This window comes from Ruegeria sp. BJ3 (assembly GCF_056535665.1).
In genome coordinates, this window is the sequence record NZ_JBQFIT010000001.1 from 2,954,217 (window position 1) to 2,972,500 (window position 18,284).

Annotated in this window: 13 protein-coding genes, 1 tRNA gene and 2 rRNA genes (1 of these 16 only partly in view); 8 read left to right on the plus strand and 8 right to left on the minus strand. The window is 58.2% G+C overall.

All coding sequences use genetic code 11. The features are described from left to right. Positions 1–42: 42 nt before the first annotated feature. The 3 genes from ACR3EL_RS14855 (at position 43) to ACR3EL_RS14865 (ending at position 2,264) form a co-directional block, all read left to right on the plus strand. Entirely contained in the window at positions 43–408 is a 366-nt protein-coding gene (locus ACR3EL_RS14855) for a DoxX family protein (RefSeq protein WP_170342826.1), read from the plus strand. 41 nt (positions 409–449) lie between these two features. Further along, entirely contained in the window at positions 450–1,703 is a 1,254-nt protein-coding gene (locus ACR3EL_RS14860) for a carbohydrate porin (protein WP_170365936.1), read from the plus strand. Positions 1,704–1,988: 285 nt separating this feature from the next. Further along, complete coding sequence (locus ACR3EL_RS14865) at positions 1,989–2,264, plus strand: glycine zipper domain-containing protein (RefSeq protein ID WP_170343544.1); 276 nt, start codon at positions 1,989–1,991, stop codon at positions 2,262–2,264. A 189-nt stretch (positions 2,265–2,453) separates the two neighbouring features. On the opposite strand, the gene ACR3EL_RS14870 is transcribed toward ACR3EL_RS14865, so the two are convergent. The 5 genes from ACR3EL_RS14870 to ACR3EL_RS14890 all read right to left on the minus strand — a co-directional run bounded on the left by ACR3EL_RS14870 (position 2,454) and on the right by ACR3EL_RS14890 (position 8,343). After that, positions 2,454–3,491: an AraC family transcriptional regulator gene (locus ACR3EL_RS14870; protein WP_170342831.1), complete on the minus strand. Its 1,038-nt coding sequence runs from the start codon at positions 3,489–3,491 to the stop codon at positions 2,454–2,456. A 712-nt stretch (positions 3,492–4,203) separates the two neighbouring features. Then, positions 4,204–5,232 (minus strand): hypothetical protein, encoded by a 1,029-nt coding sequence (locus ACR3EL_RS14875; protein ID WP_170342832.1) that lies wholly within the window; start codon positions 5,230–5,232, stop codon positions 4,204–4,206. Positions 5,233–5,316: 84 nt separating this feature from the next. Beyond that, on the minus strand, positions 5,317–5,550 hold the full coding sequence (locus ACR3EL_RS14880) for a hypothetical protein (protein ID WP_170342834.1): 234 nt from the start codon (positions 5,548–5,550) through the stop codon (positions 5,317–5,319). After that, positions 5,547–5,837 carry a hypothetical protein gene (locus ACR3EL_RS14885; protein ID WP_170342835.1) on the minus strand — a complete coding sequence of 97 codons (291 nt, stop codon included), beginning with the start codon at positions 5,835–5,837 and terminating at the stop codon, positions 5,547–5,549. The genes ACR3EL_RS14880 and ACR3EL_RS14885 overlap by 4 nt, the downstream gene beginning before the upstream one ends. Before the next feature lie 118 nt (positions 5,838–5,955). Further along, a complete protein-coding gene (locus ACR3EL_RS14890; protein ID WP_170342837.1) occupies positions 5,956–8,343 on the minus strand; it encodes a zinc-dependent metalloprotease in 2,388 nt (795 codons plus the stop codon). A gap of 1,147 nt (positions 8,344–9,490) precedes the next feature. On the opposite strand from ACR3EL_RS14890, the gene ACR3EL_RS14895 reads away from it, so the two are divergent. The 5 genes from ACR3EL_RS14895 to ACR3EL_RS14915 all read left to right on the plus strand — a co-directional run bounded on the left by ACR3EL_RS14895 (position 9,491) and on the right by ACR3EL_RS14915 (position 15,255). After that, positions 9,491–10,324, plus strand: a complete 834-nt coding sequence (locus ACR3EL_RS14895; RefSeq protein ID WP_170342838.1) for a sensor histidine kinase — start codon at positions 9,491–9,493, stop codon at positions 10,322–10,324. Between the two features lie 198 nt (positions 10,325–10,522). Next, entirely contained in the window at positions 10,523–10,711 is a 189-nt protein-coding gene (locus tag ACR3EL_RS14900; protein WP_254437851.1) for a helix-turn-helix domain-containing protein, read from the plus strand. Between the two features lie 190 nt (positions 10,712–10,901). Beyond that, positions 10,902–12,575: a hypothetical protein gene (locus ACR3EL_RS14905; protein ID WP_480722140.1), complete on the plus strand. Its 1,674-nt coding sequence runs from the start codon at positions 10,902–10,904 to the stop codon at positions 12,573–12,575. Continuing rightward, complete coding sequence (locus ACR3EL_RS14910; RefSeq protein ID WP_480722142.1) at positions 12,575–13,618, plus strand: tyrosine-type recombinase/integrase; 1,044 nt, start codon at positions 12,575–12,577, stop codon at positions 13,616–13,618. The genes ACR3EL_RS14905 and ACR3EL_RS14910 overlap by 1 nt, the downstream gene beginning before the upstream one ends. A 35-nt stretch (positions 13,619–13,653) precedes the next feature. Beyond that, positions 13,654–15,255: a recombinase family protein gene (locus tag ACR3EL_RS14915; protein ID WP_480722463.1), complete on the plus strand. Its 1,602-nt coding sequence runs from the start codon at positions 13,654–13,656 to the stop codon at positions 15,253–15,255. On the opposite strand, the gene ACR3EL_RS14920 is transcribed toward ACR3EL_RS14915, so the two are convergent. The 3 genes from ACR3EL_RS14920 to ACR3EL_RS14930 form a co-directional block, all read right to left on the minus strand. Beyond that, a tRNA-Met gene (locus tag ACR3EL_RS14920) sits at positions 15,212–15,288 on the minus strand. The two genes, ACR3EL_RS14915 and ACR3EL_RS14920, sit on opposite strands and share 44 nt — an antisense overlap. A gap of 86 nt (positions 15,289–15,374) precedes the next feature. Further along, positions 15,375–15,489 (minus strand): 5S ribosomal RNA (rrf, locus tag ACR3EL_RS14925). Positions 15,490–15,709: 220 nt separating this feature from the next. Beyond that, positions 15,710–18,284 (minus strand): 23S ribosomal RNA (locus tag ACR3EL_RS14930); it runs 253 nt beyond the window's last position.

The window sequence follows — 18,284 nt, forward strand, 5'->3', positions numbered from 1 at the left end:
TCAAATGAACTTCAGCCCTGTGTGTGTCGGCGGAGTCGTATTATGCAAATAGTTGCCATTGGCCTGCTGTCCGCCTTCTTTCTCTTCGCCAGTTCGATCAAGATCCTTGGCTGGCAGAAGCTCATCTTCGAAACGCAACTGGCGATGTTCGTCAAATACGGGCTGAACCGTCAGATCATGGCGCTTGTCGGTGGTGTCGAGCTTTTCGGGGCGGTGGCGATCTGGTTTCAAGGCAGCTTGCTCGGGCCGCTCGGGGCCGCTGCCCTTCTGGGCACGTCGCTTGGCGCAATCGGTTGTCATCTGATCTGGGACACTTGGAAAGACGGTGTGCCTGCCATGATCACGGCTACGCTTTCGGCCTTCGTCCTCTGGACGGGCCGGGATGTCGTACTGGCGATACTTGCATGAGCGGGCCGAAGAAGAATCAAGAGCAACAAGAGAGACCTCATATGGGACAGGCAAGGCTTCTCGGTACGGTCATCGTCGCTGGCTTCTGGTTATCAACCGGAGCCTTGGCGCAGGAAAGCCGGCCAACGTCCGCCCTGGAGGCCGCCGCAGCGGTCTCGCTCGGTGGCCCGGCATCCACGCAGGCCCAACTGGAACAAGACCGAGTGCGGCGGTTGCAGGACTCTCGCTGGCCGGGGCTGGATGCGGCCTTGGACCCCTTGGAGGCATCGCGGCAACGCTTTGCCGAACGCACCGGCCTGAACCTCTCCTTCGACTACCAGGCCTATTACCAGTCCGCGACCGAGAGCCTGACCGATATCGACGAGGCCGCCTTGGGCCAGGCGCGCATTCTGGGCCAGTGGACGCTGCTCAATCGCGGCGGCGAAAATCCCGGGCAATTGGTCTTCACATTGGAGAACCGCCATCTGCTCGGCACGGACATCGCGCCAAGCGGGCTTGCCGGGGAAATCGGCTATGCGGGCGTCACCGCAACGACATTCAGTGACACCGACACGACCCTCTCCGTCGCCTACTGGTCCCAGACGCTCGCTGGCGGGAAGGCCGGTTTCGTGGCCGGCCGGATCGATCCGGGAGACTACTCGGACATCCTCGGCTACGTGAACCCACGCACGACTTTCTCCAATTTCTCGATCCTGTTCAGCCCGGTCCTGCCGATCCCCGATCCCGGCTTCGGCATTGCGGGGGGCGGTTTCCTGACCGACCAGATCTATGCCCTCGGTGTCCTGTCGGATGCAAACGGCTCGCTGACCGATGTCGAGTGGTTTCCCGGTGGCCCCGAGTTCTACAAATACGCCGAGATCGGATGGACGCCCGAACGCTCGAAGCGCTTTCTAACCAACGTTCACCTCGGGGTATTTCACGTCGATGAACGCACCGAGGCAGGCGTGCCGGAGAGCTACGGTGCGATCCTGTCTGCCAACCACACGATCAACGAGGAATTCATGATCTACGGACGCCTCGGCTGGTCGGAGGGTGAGGCGCCGATCGCCCGACGCGCAGCCAACGCTGGACTTCTATGGCGGCCGGGCCTCTATGACGACCTCTTTGGGTTTGGCGCGACCGTTGCGGACCCGGTAGATGAAACGCTCGACACCCAGACCACAATGGAGGCCTTCTATCGGTTGGACCTGTCGGACAATGTCGCCCTGACGGCGGACGTCCAGCACATGATCAACCCGGGCTTCAACGATCAGGACACGACCGTTTTCGGCTTGAGGCTGCGGATCAATCTTTGACCTGAGTAGCGGCGGATAGAATGCCGTCTGGTTGGGAGTGTCGTGCCTGCGCCGGAACGGCCCATGCAGCCATCGCGGCCAAGGAGGCGACCCCTTGGATGATTGGCATTGCGTCAGGCGAAAGTCTTGACGGCAGAACAACCGTCGAATTTGGCTTGTTGCTCTGCAATGTCAGCCATTCCAATGAAGCTGTCGGATGCTCTCAAGCGGGGGCATGGCGGTTCGCTTAGATCTTTCCACAGAAGGCGGCCACGGAGGTCGCCACCGTCAGAAAGGTTGGAACCGATGACAAACACCCTCAAGAACACCGTATTCGCCGCCCTTGCCGCCTCACTCGCCCTCGCTGCCCCGATGGCCGCCAATGCCGGTGACATCGGTGAGAAAGCCCTCAAGGGCGCTGTGGCCGGCGCCGTGCTGACCGAAATCACCGGCGGCGACGCCAAGGACGGCCTGGCCCTCGGCGCAGCCGCCGGTGCGCTCGGTGGCAAGATCGCCGAAGACCGGGATCGTCAAGATCGCAAGGACGATCGCAAGAAGGGTGGCAACAAGCACAAGCGCTGATCCCGCAACGAGACAACCGGAACGGTTTACCCCTTCCAACCGACGCTGGAGAGATCCGGCATCTGCTTCAAACCCGTTAGGCCTCATGCCTGCCGGGTTTGTTGCGTCAGGGTGGTTCAGGAAGACGGAGAAACGTGAAAGTGCGGGCCTATGATCCGAGCAGTCCGGCCTCTACTCAGATCGTTCGCCCTATGCCAGGGGCGCTTCTGTTGCTGGCTGCTCCCTGAAGTCGCTGGGGGGCTGTCCGTACCATCTTCGGAATGCCGTGCTGAAGGTACTGGCGTCGCTATATCCGAGAAGATAGGCGATCTCGGTGAGCGGAAGCGTGCTGTTGAGCAGATAGTCCCGGGCCAGAGCCTTTCGCAGATTGGCGACGACCGCTGCGAAGCTCGTGCCCTCGTCGGTCAGTCGGCGGGCCAGCGTTCGGGCGCTCATCCCAAGTTCCGCCGCAATTGCGTCCTGCTGGGCCGTGCCGGCTGCAAGACGCGCCGTGATCTGCCTCTCAACAACCCGGGCCACACTGTTGGGTGTCTGCGGCATCCGAGCCAGCGTGTTCTCGCAAATGACCGAAAGCGTCCGCTGCAAGTTGTCGTCGGCCGTCAACAGCGGCACATCCATATCAGCCGCCTTGAAGGCAATGCTGTTCTCCGCGGCACCAAACAGGACATTGCAGCCAAAGAACCTGTCGAGGGCCTCGGTGCCAGTCAGCCGCTGATGCGCGAACCGAACATGCGTCGGACGGATTTGCCGATTGGAGTAGTCCCGCAGGGCGAAGACCGTGCCAACGGCTCCAAACTCGGCATATTGCCCGGTCGGAATGCTTGCTGGCACATCGTAGTGCCAGGTCAGCCGGGTGGTTTCCGGGCCTTCTTCCATGGCCGTCTTGCTCGCGTCACCGATCACGCGCTGAAAACGGGTGATGTTTCGAAGGTAACCGCCAACGGTAGGTGCCGAAACGCCGACATAGGCGAGCAACCCGGCCTTCCTGACCAGGTCCGGCGACTGTGCCAGGCGGTATCCGACAAGGTCGTCCCTGGTCAAAGCGCTCGCCTTTTCAAACAACCAGGCAGTCTTGTCGAAGGACCAGCGAGCATCCGGGTCTTCGAGTTGAGATCTGGTTATCCCGAACTCCTTTCGGATATCCCGCTCGGAAAGGCCTGTTTTCTTCAACTCACCGACAATGATCTGTCCCCAGATTGCGCTGTGTTTTGGAATCTCGGATTTCATTTCTGGTCCGTAGTCTCGGTGTCTGACGTGTTGCGCCACGTTAAGGCCCGTCTGACCTTCTTGCCAGTTGCCAAAGCCAACGTTCGAACAACGCAACGCCCGTTTCGTTCAATACCCGCAGTGCCTTTCACACACTCGCCACCAAGGTAGGCGCGACGTCGGTCGCGAGTAACTCGAGATCCGTGCGGTGTGACACACCGAGTAGCGGCGCACATCGTCCGGGTTGGGCAGCTTGCTTGTTCGCTGTGGCTTTCGAAGCCGCCATTCTCGGCGCGCTACTTAAAAGTCCGCTCTGGGCCGTCCTCAAACTATGCAATGGTCCCTATCCTGCGCATTGCTGTAATTGGGGGATCGCGCAGCATCGGTCAAAGTGGGCTCTCCTGAAATCTTCGCCGCGCCAAGCGTGAATGGCAGATTACCGGAGCACCTGCCTTTCACCTAGTCAGTCCCGAACAGCTAAGATGCGGACAAACCCGCCGCTCACCAGACTCAACTAGACGTCGGCCAACTGAGCTTTGCCAGCCTTCTCGTATTGTGGCGGCTTCGCAAGTGCAACATAACTCCGCGTGTAGCGAACGACGCAGTGCGGCCGTTAGTCAAAACTCAAAGCGGACGACCGCTAAGGGCACCTTGTTCGGCAAAATGTGCTGGTTACAGGTGGGTTTCATAAACCGTTTTTGCAAGCTGCAGATATTACTGGCGATTGAATCAATTAGCGCTCATGTAGTTGCTCACGCAGCGCAGCAACTGCCGACGGAAGATCGTCCTCGAAACCGGGAATGAACGCCTGCTGGATCGCAGCATTCAACGCGTCGTCGGCAGCTGCCTCGGCTGCGGTGGCCGATCCGGAAAGGGTCTCGAACTCCTCGAAGGCCTCAAGGACCAGAAGCGGCTCTCGCAGGATGCCCTGAACCGTCATGCTGATCGACATGTGTTCGACTTGGTTGTTGTTCTCCGGCGGGCCAACGAATTCAGGTGCAAAGCCGGAAACGCCCCAGATCGATGAGTTGTCCAATGCGGTCCCGGTTTCATATTGCCAGATCGTTCCAACATGGAACCGCGTGGTGAATCCGTGGTTGAACAGCTTGATATGTGTGAGTGGGTTGCGGCGCGAGGACCCCACAATCAATTGCTGCCAGAGGTAGAGCGCCGCCTGCTCCCTTCCGCGAATGTATTCCGAAGTCTCCAGCATGTGCTCCGGCGGAACTATCTCAGTCAGTTTGATTGCTGCCTGGAACAGGTCAAGCGCCGTGTCGAGCGCCGTGTCATCAGTGCCGCCCCCTGACATCTCGGCCAGCTTGAAGGCGTGAAACCGGGTGTAGGCGCCGCCGAGCGCTTCAAGGTATGGTTCGCCCTCTACTGACGCAAGCGCGTCGACAACGCGATAAGCATCCCAACCATCTGCGCGCAACTGGTCGGTATCCACGTCCCAGAAGGTCGATGGAATCTGGCGGCCGAAATCACCGGTTCGAAGAGCGAGCACCCTGAGCCCCGCGGCATATTCCATCAGTTGCTGGGATGAGACCACACCGTCATCGAGGCGGGCGAGATGACCGGAGATAGAAATGTCGCCCAGAAGTGGCTTTTCGCTCAGGCCCGCATCTCGCAACGCCTGTTCCACTTGAACTCGGGTCGCCTCGGCAACAGGCGCCGATCCTGTTTCGGCTTTGGAAACTGCGCTACCTTCCAGCCGTTGCTCCGGAAGCCCGAAGAACAGAAACCGAACCTGTGGAACGGCCAAGACGACGACCGCAAGCGCCAGACAGCACAAGGTCCCAGTCCATACCAGCCATTTCATAGCTCATCCGGCCTCTGTACAACGCGATTATTTCGTAAGCACATCGAAATCGGATGTATCCACATCGGCGACAGCTTCCTGTGCGATCGCATCGTAATCGGTCGCTTTGTTGGTTTCCTCAGCGACCTCCGCTGCAAGCGCAGCCGAGGCCCCGATGGTCGCGGCCGTCCGCACCTCGTCTTCGCTGGCGTCGCAGGCGGCTAGCACACTCAGGCAGATGACAATTGCCGGTGCCAGAGCTCGTCTATTTTGCGATGTCACTTGGTGTAATCCTCGAACCCTTCGACATTGCCGCCGATGACCGTGCAGTTGCCCGCGGCTTGAATTGTCGGCTGGTCCCAGTTGACATTCCAGTTCACGACGATGGTGTCGCCGTTTTCCGAAGCGGGAAACACCGAAATCGCAGCATTGGGCAGATCCGCGAACTCGGGAACTTGCCACAGGTAGTCGTGACAGGTCTTGAGGGCGTTGGTTATCTGCCTGTCAAAGGCTTGGGCAGCATTGGCTGCAACCATCAATGTAAGGCAGGCGCCGATAGTTTTTAGCATTAAAAATGTCCTTTCAAATTTCAGTAGTGATCAGCTTAGCGCGCCATCAGACTTCGTCAAACAGAATGGGTTCTTTCTGGGCCTTCAATCCCTGCGCTGGACCGACGAGCCAGCACCGCTACTGCTCCTCTTCGCCTTGTTTGGAAAGACCCTTACCCAGCATAGCGTTCACACGTTCGAGTTCCGCGCTCGCTATCTCCCCGATGGAGGTTCCTTTCAGTCCGCCAGCTGTGACCATGGCAACCTCCAAGGGGTACTCGGCATCGACCAGTGCGACCAGATCTTCGGCATTGCCATCCTCGGTGGTTAGGTCGGTCAGGATGTCGATATAGGCTATAATTGCACCGTTCTGCGCTGGCGAAACCAGTTCCTTTGACGGCAGATCGCTCAATAGTGTTTCGGTGACCAGCGAGACGTATTCCTGCAGCGACATGGCTGTGTCGCCCAGGAGCCGACGTTGCATGTAAACCATCCTGACGCTCTTCCGGTTCAGAACTTCGTTCATGATCTGCGCCGCTGCGTTTTCGACCGAAGTCAACCCTCCGATCGGCCGAAAACGTCCGAGCAAGTCCGGGTCAGCGAAAGCATTGAGGCCATGGATAGCTTCACCGGTGAGAAACTCTACGGCCCGCCTCTGCTCTTCAGGGTCTACATAGGCGAACGGTCGGTCGTCGCCGGAGGTCTGTGTAACACCGCCGATCAGCTTGCCGACGCTTCCAGCGATACCGACATAGCGATTGAGCGCGTCTCCGTAGGTCTCCTCAAGCACGGCTTGTGGATCGCGCGTGTCCTCTACTGCCAGGGGTAACGCCGCAAGGCTCGCGTGCAGCGCGGCGATCCCCGCGCGCGTAGCCAGGATCCTGTCTGCCCCAATGTTCTCAGTCTGAACACGGGGATCAAACTGAGCAAGATACTCCTCGCCACGTTCGCCTGCTCCCCAAATGAGTTCGGGGCGCTCCTCGGCTTCCGCCGCGATGGAATCAAGCTCCTCTGCGTCGACATCGGAAGAATACCCCCATCGGATGGCGTGCCTATCGTAGGAGCCAATGATAGGAATGAGTTGCGTGACGCCATCATCCGGCTCCGCCACGTAATTGAACCGCCCATAGGCCATAATGGATGACGTGCTGCCGTTCTCCGCAGTAAATAACGGGTCCCTGAGCTGTGCCGTCGACCAGGCCGTCGATGCGCGGTGGTTGTGCCGCAACCCGAGCGTATGGCCCACCTCATGTGACACGACATACCGCAGGATGCGCCCCTGCAATTCCTCCGGCAGCGGCAGTTTGCCCGCGGCGGGATCGGTCCGGTGCATCAGCAAATAGTAGTAGCGGCTGAAAAGGTTCACTACGTCCGGCCAAACCAGAATATGGGCGGAGAGAATTTCGCCGGACCGGGGGTCGTGAATGTTCGGCCCCATCGCGTTCTGCACCGGCTGTGCAACCCAGCGGATCACACTGTGGCGAACATCTTCCGGGGACCAGTCCGGGACTTGATCCCGGCTTGGCGCGTCACGCGCTATGATTGCATTTGTGAACCCCGCAGCCTCGAAGGCGGTCTGCCAGTCCTCCACTGCCTGGCGAATATAGGGACGCCACCGATCAGGGATTTCACGGGATAGATAGAAAACGATCGGTTTAACCGGGTCCGACGGGCGTGGTGCATCCGGGTCGGCGTGTTCCAGGCGGAAGCGAAGGGCAGCGCGGTCGCGTGATTGCACATCGCCGAACTCGCTTTCAAAAACCAGATATTCGGTGAAAAAAAATCCAACCCGGTCGTCATAGGGGCGACGCTCCATCGGGGTTTCCGGCAATACGGCAATCGAATGCGCCGTTTCCACTGAAATCGGCTGTGCCAGCCCGGCCTGATCGGTCGCCTCGAAGGTCAGTTGCGAGCGGACAAAGAGGTTGTCGGGATAAACTGATGCTTCAGCAACGTAGGATCGGTCGGGATCGTTCGGCCCGGGAGCGAGGCCGGTAGATGCCAATTGGGCGGCGACCGAGTAACCGACGATATCGCCCCCGAACACCTCCTGCAAATCCACAAGTACGGCGCCAGTGTCGCTTTCCGCGAGGATCGGGAAATCGACGATGATGGGACCAAGGTTGGCGCGTTCCACAGCGAGGTTCACGGGGCGAAGCTTGTCACGTCCGCCAGTGTAATAGGGATCGCCCGAAACCTTTTCGAACGAGGTCCCTGAAAGGGACCGCACCATGACCCGATCGGGCCGCCGTTCCAACTGGATCAGGCGGGCCCCCAAGGCGTTTCCGCCGAATGCCACTGCGTCGGTGGGATATCCGGAAACTTCGGCGTACCAGATCAGGCTGCGTTCGAACATGTCGCGCGGTATCGCAAGCAACAGATCGCCGTCTTTTTGGTAGAGGTCGAAGACTCCAGATCGAACCTCGGCACCGGCTATACGCTCCTGAAAGCTCGCCGATTGCGCCCTGGCATTGGCGGGCATCAGCGGGACTGCAAGGGCAATGCAAAGTGCGAATGCCAGGCGCATCATGGTTCTCCTTGTCGACGATTTTTCGAGCGCGCTCACGTTTCCAGAGATCGGACGTTCCAGTCTGGTAGTGTTGCAAGTGTCCGACATTCGAAAATGCTAACACTGAAGTATGAATTTGAGAATTCACAATGCCGCCTTAGGCAGTATCCGCGACCAAGCTCCGGAAACCGCCCACCTGAACCGCTTCTGCGTACATGCCCTCAGGGACTTTGCGCTCGCGGCGAAAGTCCGCACGGTCGGCATGGCCGACGCTGGTGCCGCATGCAGCATCGGGGAAATATGGGCTCTTAGCGGTTGTTCTCTGCAGGTTGCCTGAATGGTTGGCTGGTTACTCAAAACAGCCATTGGCTTGGGGTTGTGTGCTAGAGAACCCGCTGTGTACGGTATTCTGCGGAACTCACTGAAAGCGCCTCTTCACCTTGCCTTTTTTCAGGCAATATCCGGCCCCCGCTCCTTCCCCCCGGTCTTGCGGGAGAAGGCCCTTCGCTTTCAGGTTCGTATCCGCGCGATGCCTTTTATCGGAGGCCAGCCGCTTCCCCGCAGGCTTCTCACCTGCCCCGCTCTGACCGCGCTCGGTCTCGGCAGTCCCCGGTCCGACGAGTGTCTGAAGACGACCGTCGTCCGGTGGGTTCCGTAGTCGCGTTTCTGCACCGGGCCAGAAGGAGCCGCGTCGGTGCGGGATGGGGTAGTCCCCGAACCATAGTTCACAATTGGAGGCCGGTCGTGAACGTACCGTGGTCACCGCTTTTTTTTGATCGTTCACCAGGGAAAGCAGCAAGAATAAACCGGGCGCAACGGAGACGGGGAGGCCCATCCCAGCCCGTAACGTCCGATTTTGCGCTCTTGCTGACTAAGTGTATTGATCTGCTTTTTTTGGGGGATCTTTGTGTTTCGCGCGGCCGCAAGTTGTACAAACCTTAGCTGACCCGAAGCGCCGTAGCCCACCAATAGCGCAGGCGGTTCCGGTCAGCGGCTCGACACAGCGGCTACCCAAATTGTTCTCTTCCTGTTCTTTTGTTTGTGTGCAACCTTTGAGGGGGTCGCCTCGTCTCAACCAGCGCTTTCGGAGCAAACGTTACTGCCTTGATGCACGTAAGCTTTTGGATGTGCGACCAGACCCTAGAATGTGCAAACGGAGAAAAACATGAGCGCTAACGCCGACAGCGGCCTGACGGGCAATCGAGACGTTGCAGATACTGAAGGTGACTATTCCGTCTATCCGCACATGGATGGGATCAAAAGCTCGATGTCATGGAAGCTTGGCTGTTACGGAGAACGCGGCGCTCTTTCCGACGACATGATCGGGAGCTTGGCTGAGCAGTTTGACCTGCCAACTAAGCTCGTACGCGAACTCTCTGCGCTTCTTGGGAACTGCCTCAATAGCGACGACGACATCGCAATCAATCTGACTGAGGTCCGACGCTCGCAAGCGATTGAACGAGGTCAAAAGCACCTCAGGCAACTTTTGCGGAAAGCCAAACAGAGTTCCATTGGTCCCCAAGAACTCCGGAACGCATTGGGTTCGCTTTCGACTTATTTCGCGGCGACGCCAGAAGATGGAGAGCTTCTTGACCAAGTCCTCGACAAGCTTGAGACCGCAACGACATTCACTCAGGACGTCATAGATGACCTTCGGCGAATCTGTGCGACGCCCGGCGCGGTTGCAGAGATGTCGCCACGAGACAAGCGGTTCTCGCGCGACAAACGCCGTCGGTACATCGTCGAGAGCTGCTGCTATATCTGGAAAGATGCCGGTCGCCCCCTAACCTATTCGACATATTCAGACGGTCGCCCCGGAGGACAACGGCAAGGTCCACTCGTCAACTTTATACAGGCTGTCGTTAAGATGATCACCGTGCCGGGGCAAAACCTGAGCGGTGAGACGATCCGAGTGGATATTGACGATTTTCGCGACAAGCTTGGGCGCGAAGAGAAGGAGCGTTGGGCCCCGCCGGAATCGGGCAATCAATACACTTAGAATGAGCAAGCCTGCGTTGTCATGGTCATGGCATGACACGCGTTCCTGCCATACCCCCTTCTGACGACCACGCGCGCACGCAGGTTGAGACAGCGATTGACCAATTGGTCCGATTGCTGGCTGCCCAGGCAGTACGGGAACTGGGCCGGGACGCCTCTGACCAAAAGGAGGCGCATCAGGATGCCACGGATCAATGCAATGAAAAAACAAACCCGCCAGCTGCTGACGGTGAAGGACATCGCTGAACTGGACAATTGCTCCGAGAAGACGGTGCGCCGTGCCATTGCAGCAGGCCTGCTCGACGTCATCCGGGTCGGCCCTGGCGGTCGCCTCATCCGCATCGATCCGGCAGCGCATGCTGCCTACCGGCAGGCCCATTTCCGCTAGACCAACGCGTCCATTAATGTCCATTAATGTCAATGTGTTAATAACTATTCGGGAAGAGGCCATCACCGTAAGTTGCGGACTTTCTGTGCTACGCTTTTCCCGAATCGGACCACCTGTCCACACCCGTCCACCCGAGACCTGATCTGTCCAAAGGAACGCAATCCCGATGACTAGCCAGAGCCCCGTTCCATTGACACTTGCCTTCGTCAAAGTCGACACTCCGATGTTTGCCGAAGTCATCGACCAACTGCGCTCCGAGAGGTCTCTGTCGGACGGACGCCGCCGCGACATGATCTCCGGTCTGCGCCGCGTGGCCAAAGTCCTTGGGCTGCCGCCAGAGGATGTGCCCTGCGATAGCCGCTGGTTGCAGCCCCGTCTGTCCAAAGTCACACCGGCAGCACTCGGTCTTGCACCGAAGAGTTGGCAAAACGCGGTCAGTGATGCGCGTGCCGCCCTTGCGCAGTTCGGGCTTGTTGAACGGCGCTTCAACCGGATCGATGATCTGTCTGCCGGCTGGCAAGCGCTCTGGACCGATGTGCTGGCATCCGGCGACAAGACTTTGCAACCCGCTCTCTGCCGCTTCGTGCATTTTTTGAACCGGCAGGGCATTGAGCCCTCCAACGTATGTTCAAATCATGCCACGGCCTATCGAGAAGCGCTTGAACATAACGAGTTCAGCAAATCTCCTGATGTTGCATATCGGGCTGCGGTTAACGGCTGGAACCTGGCGGTCCGACGCATTTCACAATGGCCCAGGATCACCCTGCCTCTGGAAGCGCGCCAGAAGGTCATCACCTTTCCCGCGACAGCATTTTCGACGCCTTTCCAAAGCGAACTTGCAAAACTGATGCATCGTCTTGCAACTCCGGACCCGCTGGCAGATGACGGCCAGAACAAAAGGCTCCGTCCTGCAACCCTGTCTCAATACCAAAGACAGCTTGTTCGGTTCGCCTCCGAACTGGTTCACTCCGGTGTCCCAATCACGGAGATCGGCGGTTTGGATGTCCTGATCGATCCGGTGATGGCTGAACTTGGTTTGCGCCAGATGCTGACACGTACCAACAACAAGACCACAAAGATGATCAGCGAGATTGCCGCGCTGCTCCGCAACCTGGCCCGGATACTTCATGCCCCCGATGACACGCGGGACGCACTGGCCGGGCTTGCCGCGCGTCTGGCGATCAAACCTCAGAATGGCATGACCCCAAAGAACCGAAGCAGGCTGCGCGTGTTGCAGGACGACCGGCACCAGCAGCGGCTGTTGCTCTTGCCTGAACGAATCTTCGCGCGACCACGCGGCACGTCCAAGCCGTATGGCTGGGCTCTGGCCCGCGAAGACGCGCTCGCCATCGCCATTCTGCTGGTCTGCCCGGTTCGCGTAAAGAACCTGGCTGGCATCCACCTCGAACGGCACTTGCGCCGCCCGGGTGATGAGCATGTCTACCTGGTTCTGGAAGACGACGAGACAAAAAATGAGCGTCCTGTCGAGTTCGAGATCCCACGCGATGTCGTGCGCATGATCGACTTGCACCTCAAATCTCGCTGTCCGGAACTCTGCCTCGCGGGAACGCCGTGGTTGTTTCCACGCCGAAAGAGTTGTGGCCCAATCGACCCGAACGCCCTTTCGGCACGCATCTCCAAACGGATCCGCAAGGAAACGGGATTGGAGATGAACGCCCACCTGTTTCGCCATTTTGCGGTGATGAACTGGCTCGACGCCAACCCTGGGGGCTACGAGGTTGCACGCCGGTTGCTTGGGCATTCCGAGGTCAGCCACACCATCAACATGTACTCCGGTCTTGAGGCACGTTCGGCAACACGTGCTTTTGCCGACCTGATCGACGCGAAGAAAGGGCGTCGCTGATGAGCCTTGTTCTGCCTCTGTCTGATTGGCCCGTGCAAGACCGGGATATGTGGCTCAACCTTCAGACAGAAGGTGGCCCGCTTGACGATTGCGGCGCCCTCGCTCATCTGCGCGCAACCTCGTTGAAGACTTTGGAGTTGCGCTATGCCCGTTGGCTGCAATGGCTGATTAACAGCGATACGGAGGCGATCAGACTGCATCCAGCGCGACGCGCCACCCTGCCTCGTTTGTCCGAATGGCTTCAGGACCTCTCACACACCCGGCCGATGACCCGGTTGATGTTCATTGATGGCGTGTTGCGTATCCTATCCGCAGCGGATCCGACGCAGGACTGGTCTGGGCAACGAAAGCTAAAAACGGGATTGAAGCGCGCCGCGGGTCGGGGTGATCGGGATCGCAAAATTGGGCGTGTATTATCCAGCGAGGTACTATTCAAGGCGGGAATGTCTCTGGCGACGGATCATGCAGAAGCAGCACCAACACCGCTTCGCAGAATGATGTATCTGCGGGATGGCACCATGATTGCCATGTTGGCTTTGATGCCGATGCGTCGACGCGCCTTCGCAGGCCTTCAAATTGGCATATCCTTGCATGTCACAGCAGACACCATAACCGTCGCGCTCCCGGGGGATCTGACCAAGTCTGGTCAGCCATGGGAGGCTGATGTTCCCCAGTGCGTTGAGCCGCTCTTGCACCGTTATGTCAACGAAGCCCGTCTTTTCTTAATGGAGCGTGGCCAACAACATCACAATGTCCTGTGGGTTGGCCGGTCTGGCACTCCTTTGAAGAAAGCCGCGCTGAGCCCCCGGATCGCGGAGCAGACCCTGAAGCTGACGGGTCGCCGTATCCCGCCGCATTTCTTCCGGGATGCCGCCGCAACGACGTTGGCGCGCTCTTCTCCGGAACACGCAAAGCTGATCCGGCCAATATTGGCCCATACGAGCTTCGGAACGGCAGAGCATCACTATATCCACGCCCAAACCATTGAAGCAGGCCGGGATTACGCGGCGCTGATCAACCAGAAGAAAAAGGTACGTCGATGACCCGAGCCGCAATCTATGCCCGTTTCTCCAGCCAGATGCAGCGGGACGCTTCGATCGAAGACCAGTTGCGACTGTGTCGTGAACGGGCAGAACGCGAGGGCTGGACCGTTGTAGACGCCTATTCGGATCGGGCGGTCTCTGGCGCGTCCATGTTGCGCCCCGGGCTGCAAGCGCTCTTCAATGCAACCCAGGAAGGACGAGTTGATCTGATCTTGGCGGAGGCGCTGGATCGCTTGAGTCGGGACCAGGCAGACATCGCTGCGATCTTCAAACGCCTGAGCTTTGCAGGAGTCGGCATCGTGACTCTGACCGAAGGCGAGATCAGCGAGTTGCATGTGGGCCTCAAGGGGACCATGAACCAACTGTTCCTCAAAGATCTGGCAGATAAAACCTGGCGGGGATTGCGCGGGCGGGTGGAGCTTGGACGCTCCGGTGGCGGCAACAGTTATGGGTACGACGTCGTCCGGCGTCTCGGGCAGGACGGTCAACCCGTCACGGGCGAACGAGTGATCAACGCAGCGGAAGCCGAGATTGTCCGGCGGGTGTTCCAAGAGTTCACCGACGGGCATTCCCCGAAAGCCATCGCACGCCACCTCAATACCGAAGGCATTCCCGGTCCCCGTGGCAAACTTTGGCGTGACACGGCCATCAGGGGGCACCGCACACGTGGAACGGGTCTTCTCAATAATGAACTTTATATCGGCCGTCTGGTTTGGAACCGGCTGCGCTACATCAAGGACCCAGAGACCGGCAGACGTGTTTCCCGTCTCAACGATCCGTCTAAATGGATCATCGCGCAGGTCCCTGATCTGCGGATCGTCGGAGATGAACTTTGGGAGGCGGTCAAGCAGCGGCAAGGCGAGGTCGAGGCTGATCCCCGCGTCAAAGCCATCAAGGAAACCAAGTTTTGGGAGAAGCGCCGCAAGAAGCACCTTCTGACAGGTCTTGCATTCTGCGGGACCTGCGGAGGGCCACTCGCCACTGTGGGGCGCGACTACCTCGCCTGCTCTGCCGCCCGCAAACTCGGCACTTGTTCCCATAAGCAATCCATTCGCCGCAATGTCCTGGAAGACGCCGTTCTGGATTTGCTTCGTCAGCGACTGATGCAGCCCGATGCCGTGGCTGCATTTGTCAGATCCTTCAGCACAGCCGTCAACGCGGAAGCCGGCGCAATTGAGGCAACCCGGACCCGCCTGCAATCCGAACGGGACAAAGCCGTGCGCAAACTGAATGGGTTTTATGACGCGATTGCGGAAGGCATTCGCACCCCAGGTCTTCAGGCCAGGCTGGAAGAGCTCGAAACGCAGATTGCCGATCTTGAGGCGAAGCTCTCCGACCCCGCACCGTCCCCGGTGCGATTGCACCCGAACCTGTCCGAACTTTATCGCTCCAAGGTCGGAGATCTTGCGCAGGCACTATCGGACCCGTCGATCCGCACCGGGGCGTTGGAGATCATCCGGGGCCTGATCGAACGTGTCACGGTGCAGCATGAGGGTGACGGCGTACAAATTGACTTTGAAGGCGCTTTGACGGCAATGATTGGTCTGGCCCAGAACGACGAAAGCCGCCCTGAGGCGGCTTGTTCGGAAAAAGTGGTTGCGGGAGCAGGATTTGAACCTGCGACCTTCAGGTTATGAGCCTGACGAGCTACCGGGCTGCTCCATCCCGCGACACTTTGGTTTGGTCTGTTGCCTATTTGGCTGTTTGAGACCTGGTCGTGTTTTTTCATCGTTTTTGAGAGGGGGGATTTTTCTAGGTTTGGCGGTGACCTACTCTCCCGGGGCTTGAGCCCAAGTACCATTGGCGCTGCAGTGCTTAACTTCCGGGTTCGGGATGGGACCGGGTGTTTCACTTGCGCTATGACCACCAAACCGAGGAAAATCCCCGTCGCTCTTTTTGCTTTGCAAAAAGGCGGCGCGCGGCAGGCAGCGTATTCGCGAAGCGAATGCGCGTTGCCGCACGGTTGTTGTGTCACCCCTTGCGGGGTTTCACATCAATCAACACCGTCGCTATTTGCGTAGCAAAAGCGACGTAATTGTCCAACTCAAGGTCAGTGTATGCTTTTGGTGATTTGTCTTTCTGTTACTGGATCAAATCAAGCCTATCGGGCGATTAGTACCGGTCAACTGAACGCATTGCTGCGCTTACATCTCCGGCCTATTGACGTGGTGGTCTTCCACGGCCCTCAGGGAGACCTTGTTTTGAGGGGGGCTTCCCGCTTAGATGCCTTCAGCGGTTATCCTGTCCGATCATAGCTACCCTGCACTGCTGCTGGCGCAACAACAGGTCCACCAGTGGATCGTTCACCCCGGTCCTCTCGTACTAGGGGCAACTCCTCTCAAGTCTCCTACACCCACGGCAGATAGGGACCGAACTGTCTCACGACGTTCTAAACCCAGCTCACGTACCTCTTTAAACGGCGAACAGCCGTACCCTTGGGACCTGCTCCAGCCCCAGGATGAGATGAGCCGACATCGAGGTGCCAAACACTGCCGTCGATATGGACTCTTGGGCAGTATCAGCCTGTTATCCCCGGCGTACCTTTTATCCGTTGAGCGATGGCCCTTCCACTCGGGACCACCGGATCACTATGGCCGTCTTTCGACTCTGCTCGACTTGTCAGTCTCGCAGTCAGGCTGGCTTCTGCCATTGCACTCAACGAGCGATTTCCGACCGCTCTGAGCCAACCTTCGCGCGCCTCCGTTACGCTTTAGGAGGCGACCGCCCCAGTCAAACTACCCGCCACGCAGGGTCCCGGATCCGGATAACGGACCGCGGTTAGACATCAAGAATGCAAAGGGTGGTATCTCAAGGGAGGCTCCACAGGAACTGGCGTCCCTGCTTCGAAGCCTACCACCTATCCTGCACATTGCAGTCCTGATGCCAGTGCGAAGCTGTAGTAAAGGTGCACGGGGTCTTTCCGTCTAACCGCGGGAAGCCTGCATCTTGACAGGCAATTCAATTTCGCTGAGTCGATGTTGGAGACAGCGGGGAAGTCGTTACGCCATTCGTGCAGGTCGGAACTTACCCGACAAGGAATTTCGCTACCTTAGGACCGTTATAGTTACGGCCGCCGTTTACCTGGGCTTCAATTCAAGGCTCTCACCTCTCCTTTTAACCTTCAGGCACCGGGCAGGCGTCAGACCCTATACGTCGTCTTGCGACTTCGCAGAGCCCTGTGTTTTTAATAAACAGTCGCCACCCCCTGGTTTGTGCCCCCAGCCCCTAGTTGCCTAGGAACCGGGCCTCCTTCTCGCGAACTTACGGAGGTATTTTGCCGAGTTCCTTCAACATCGTTCTCTCAAGCGCCTTGGTATGCTCTACCAGTCCACCTGTGTCGGTTTAGGGTACGGTCTGATGGAGGGCTATTTCCGGGAACCACTCAGCAGCCCAATCAATCCGATAAGATTGAACTACACCTGTGATCCGTCACATCCTCCTGGCCTAGGAATATTAACCTAGTTCCCATCGCCTACGCCTTTCGGCCTCGGCTTAGGGGCCGGCTTACCCTGCTCAGATTAGCTTTAAGCAGGAACCCTTGGACTTTCGGCGAGTGTCTCTCACACTCTTTGTCGCTACTCATGTCATCATTCTCACTAGTGATCTCTCCACCGGATCCCTCACAGGCCGGCTTCATCGAAAAGACTCGATCCTCCAAGGTGCCCCGAAAGACACTAAAGAGGATAAGTCTTATGTCACACTACGCTCTGCTACCATGCCTTACGGCATCCTAAGCTTCGGCTCATGGCTTGAGCCCCGTTACATCTTCGCCGCAGGACAACTTGTTTAGACCAGTGAGCTGTTACGCTATCTTTAAAGGATGGCTGCTTCTAAGCCAACCTCCTGGTTGTTTTGGTCGTCCCACCTGCTTTCCCACTTAGCCATGAATTGGGGGCCTTAGCTGTAGGTCAGGGTTGTTTCCCTCTCCACTACGGACGTTAGCATCCGCAGTGTGTCTGCCATCTAGTACTCCCGGGTATTCGGAGTTTGGTTAGGATCAGTAAGCCTGTGGGGCCCCATTACCCATCCAGTGCTCTACCCCCCGGGGTATTCGGATGACGCTCTACCTAAATAGATTTCGCAGAGAACCAGCTATCTCCGAGTTTGATTGGCCTTTCACCCCTAGGCACAGCTCATCCCGATCCTTTTCAACGGATGTGGGTTCGGTCCTCCAGTGCGTGTTACCGCACCTTCAACCTGGCCATGCCTAGATCACTCGGTTTCGGGTCTGATCCCACGAACTCATACGCCCTATTAAGACTCGCTTTCGCTACGCCTACACCTAACGGCTTAAGCTTGCTCGTGAGACCAAGTCGATGACCCATTATACAAAAGGTACGCCGTCAGCTCGCTAGGAGCCTCCGACTGATTGTAGGCGTTCGGTTTCAGGTACTGTTTCACTCCCCTCGTCGGGGTGCTTTTCACCTTTCCCTCACGGTACTGGTTCGCTATCGGTCAGCAAGGAGTACTTAGCCTTCGAAGGTGGTCCTCCGATCTTCAGACAGAATTTCACGTGTTCCGCCCTACTTAATACGTCCGTCAAAGCTTCGAATACGGGGCTGTCACCCGCTATGGCCATGCTTCCCAACATGTTCTTCTCACTTATCCGGCTCGGCTGGTCCCCGTTCGCTCGCCGCTACTAGGGGAGTATCAATTGATTTCCTTT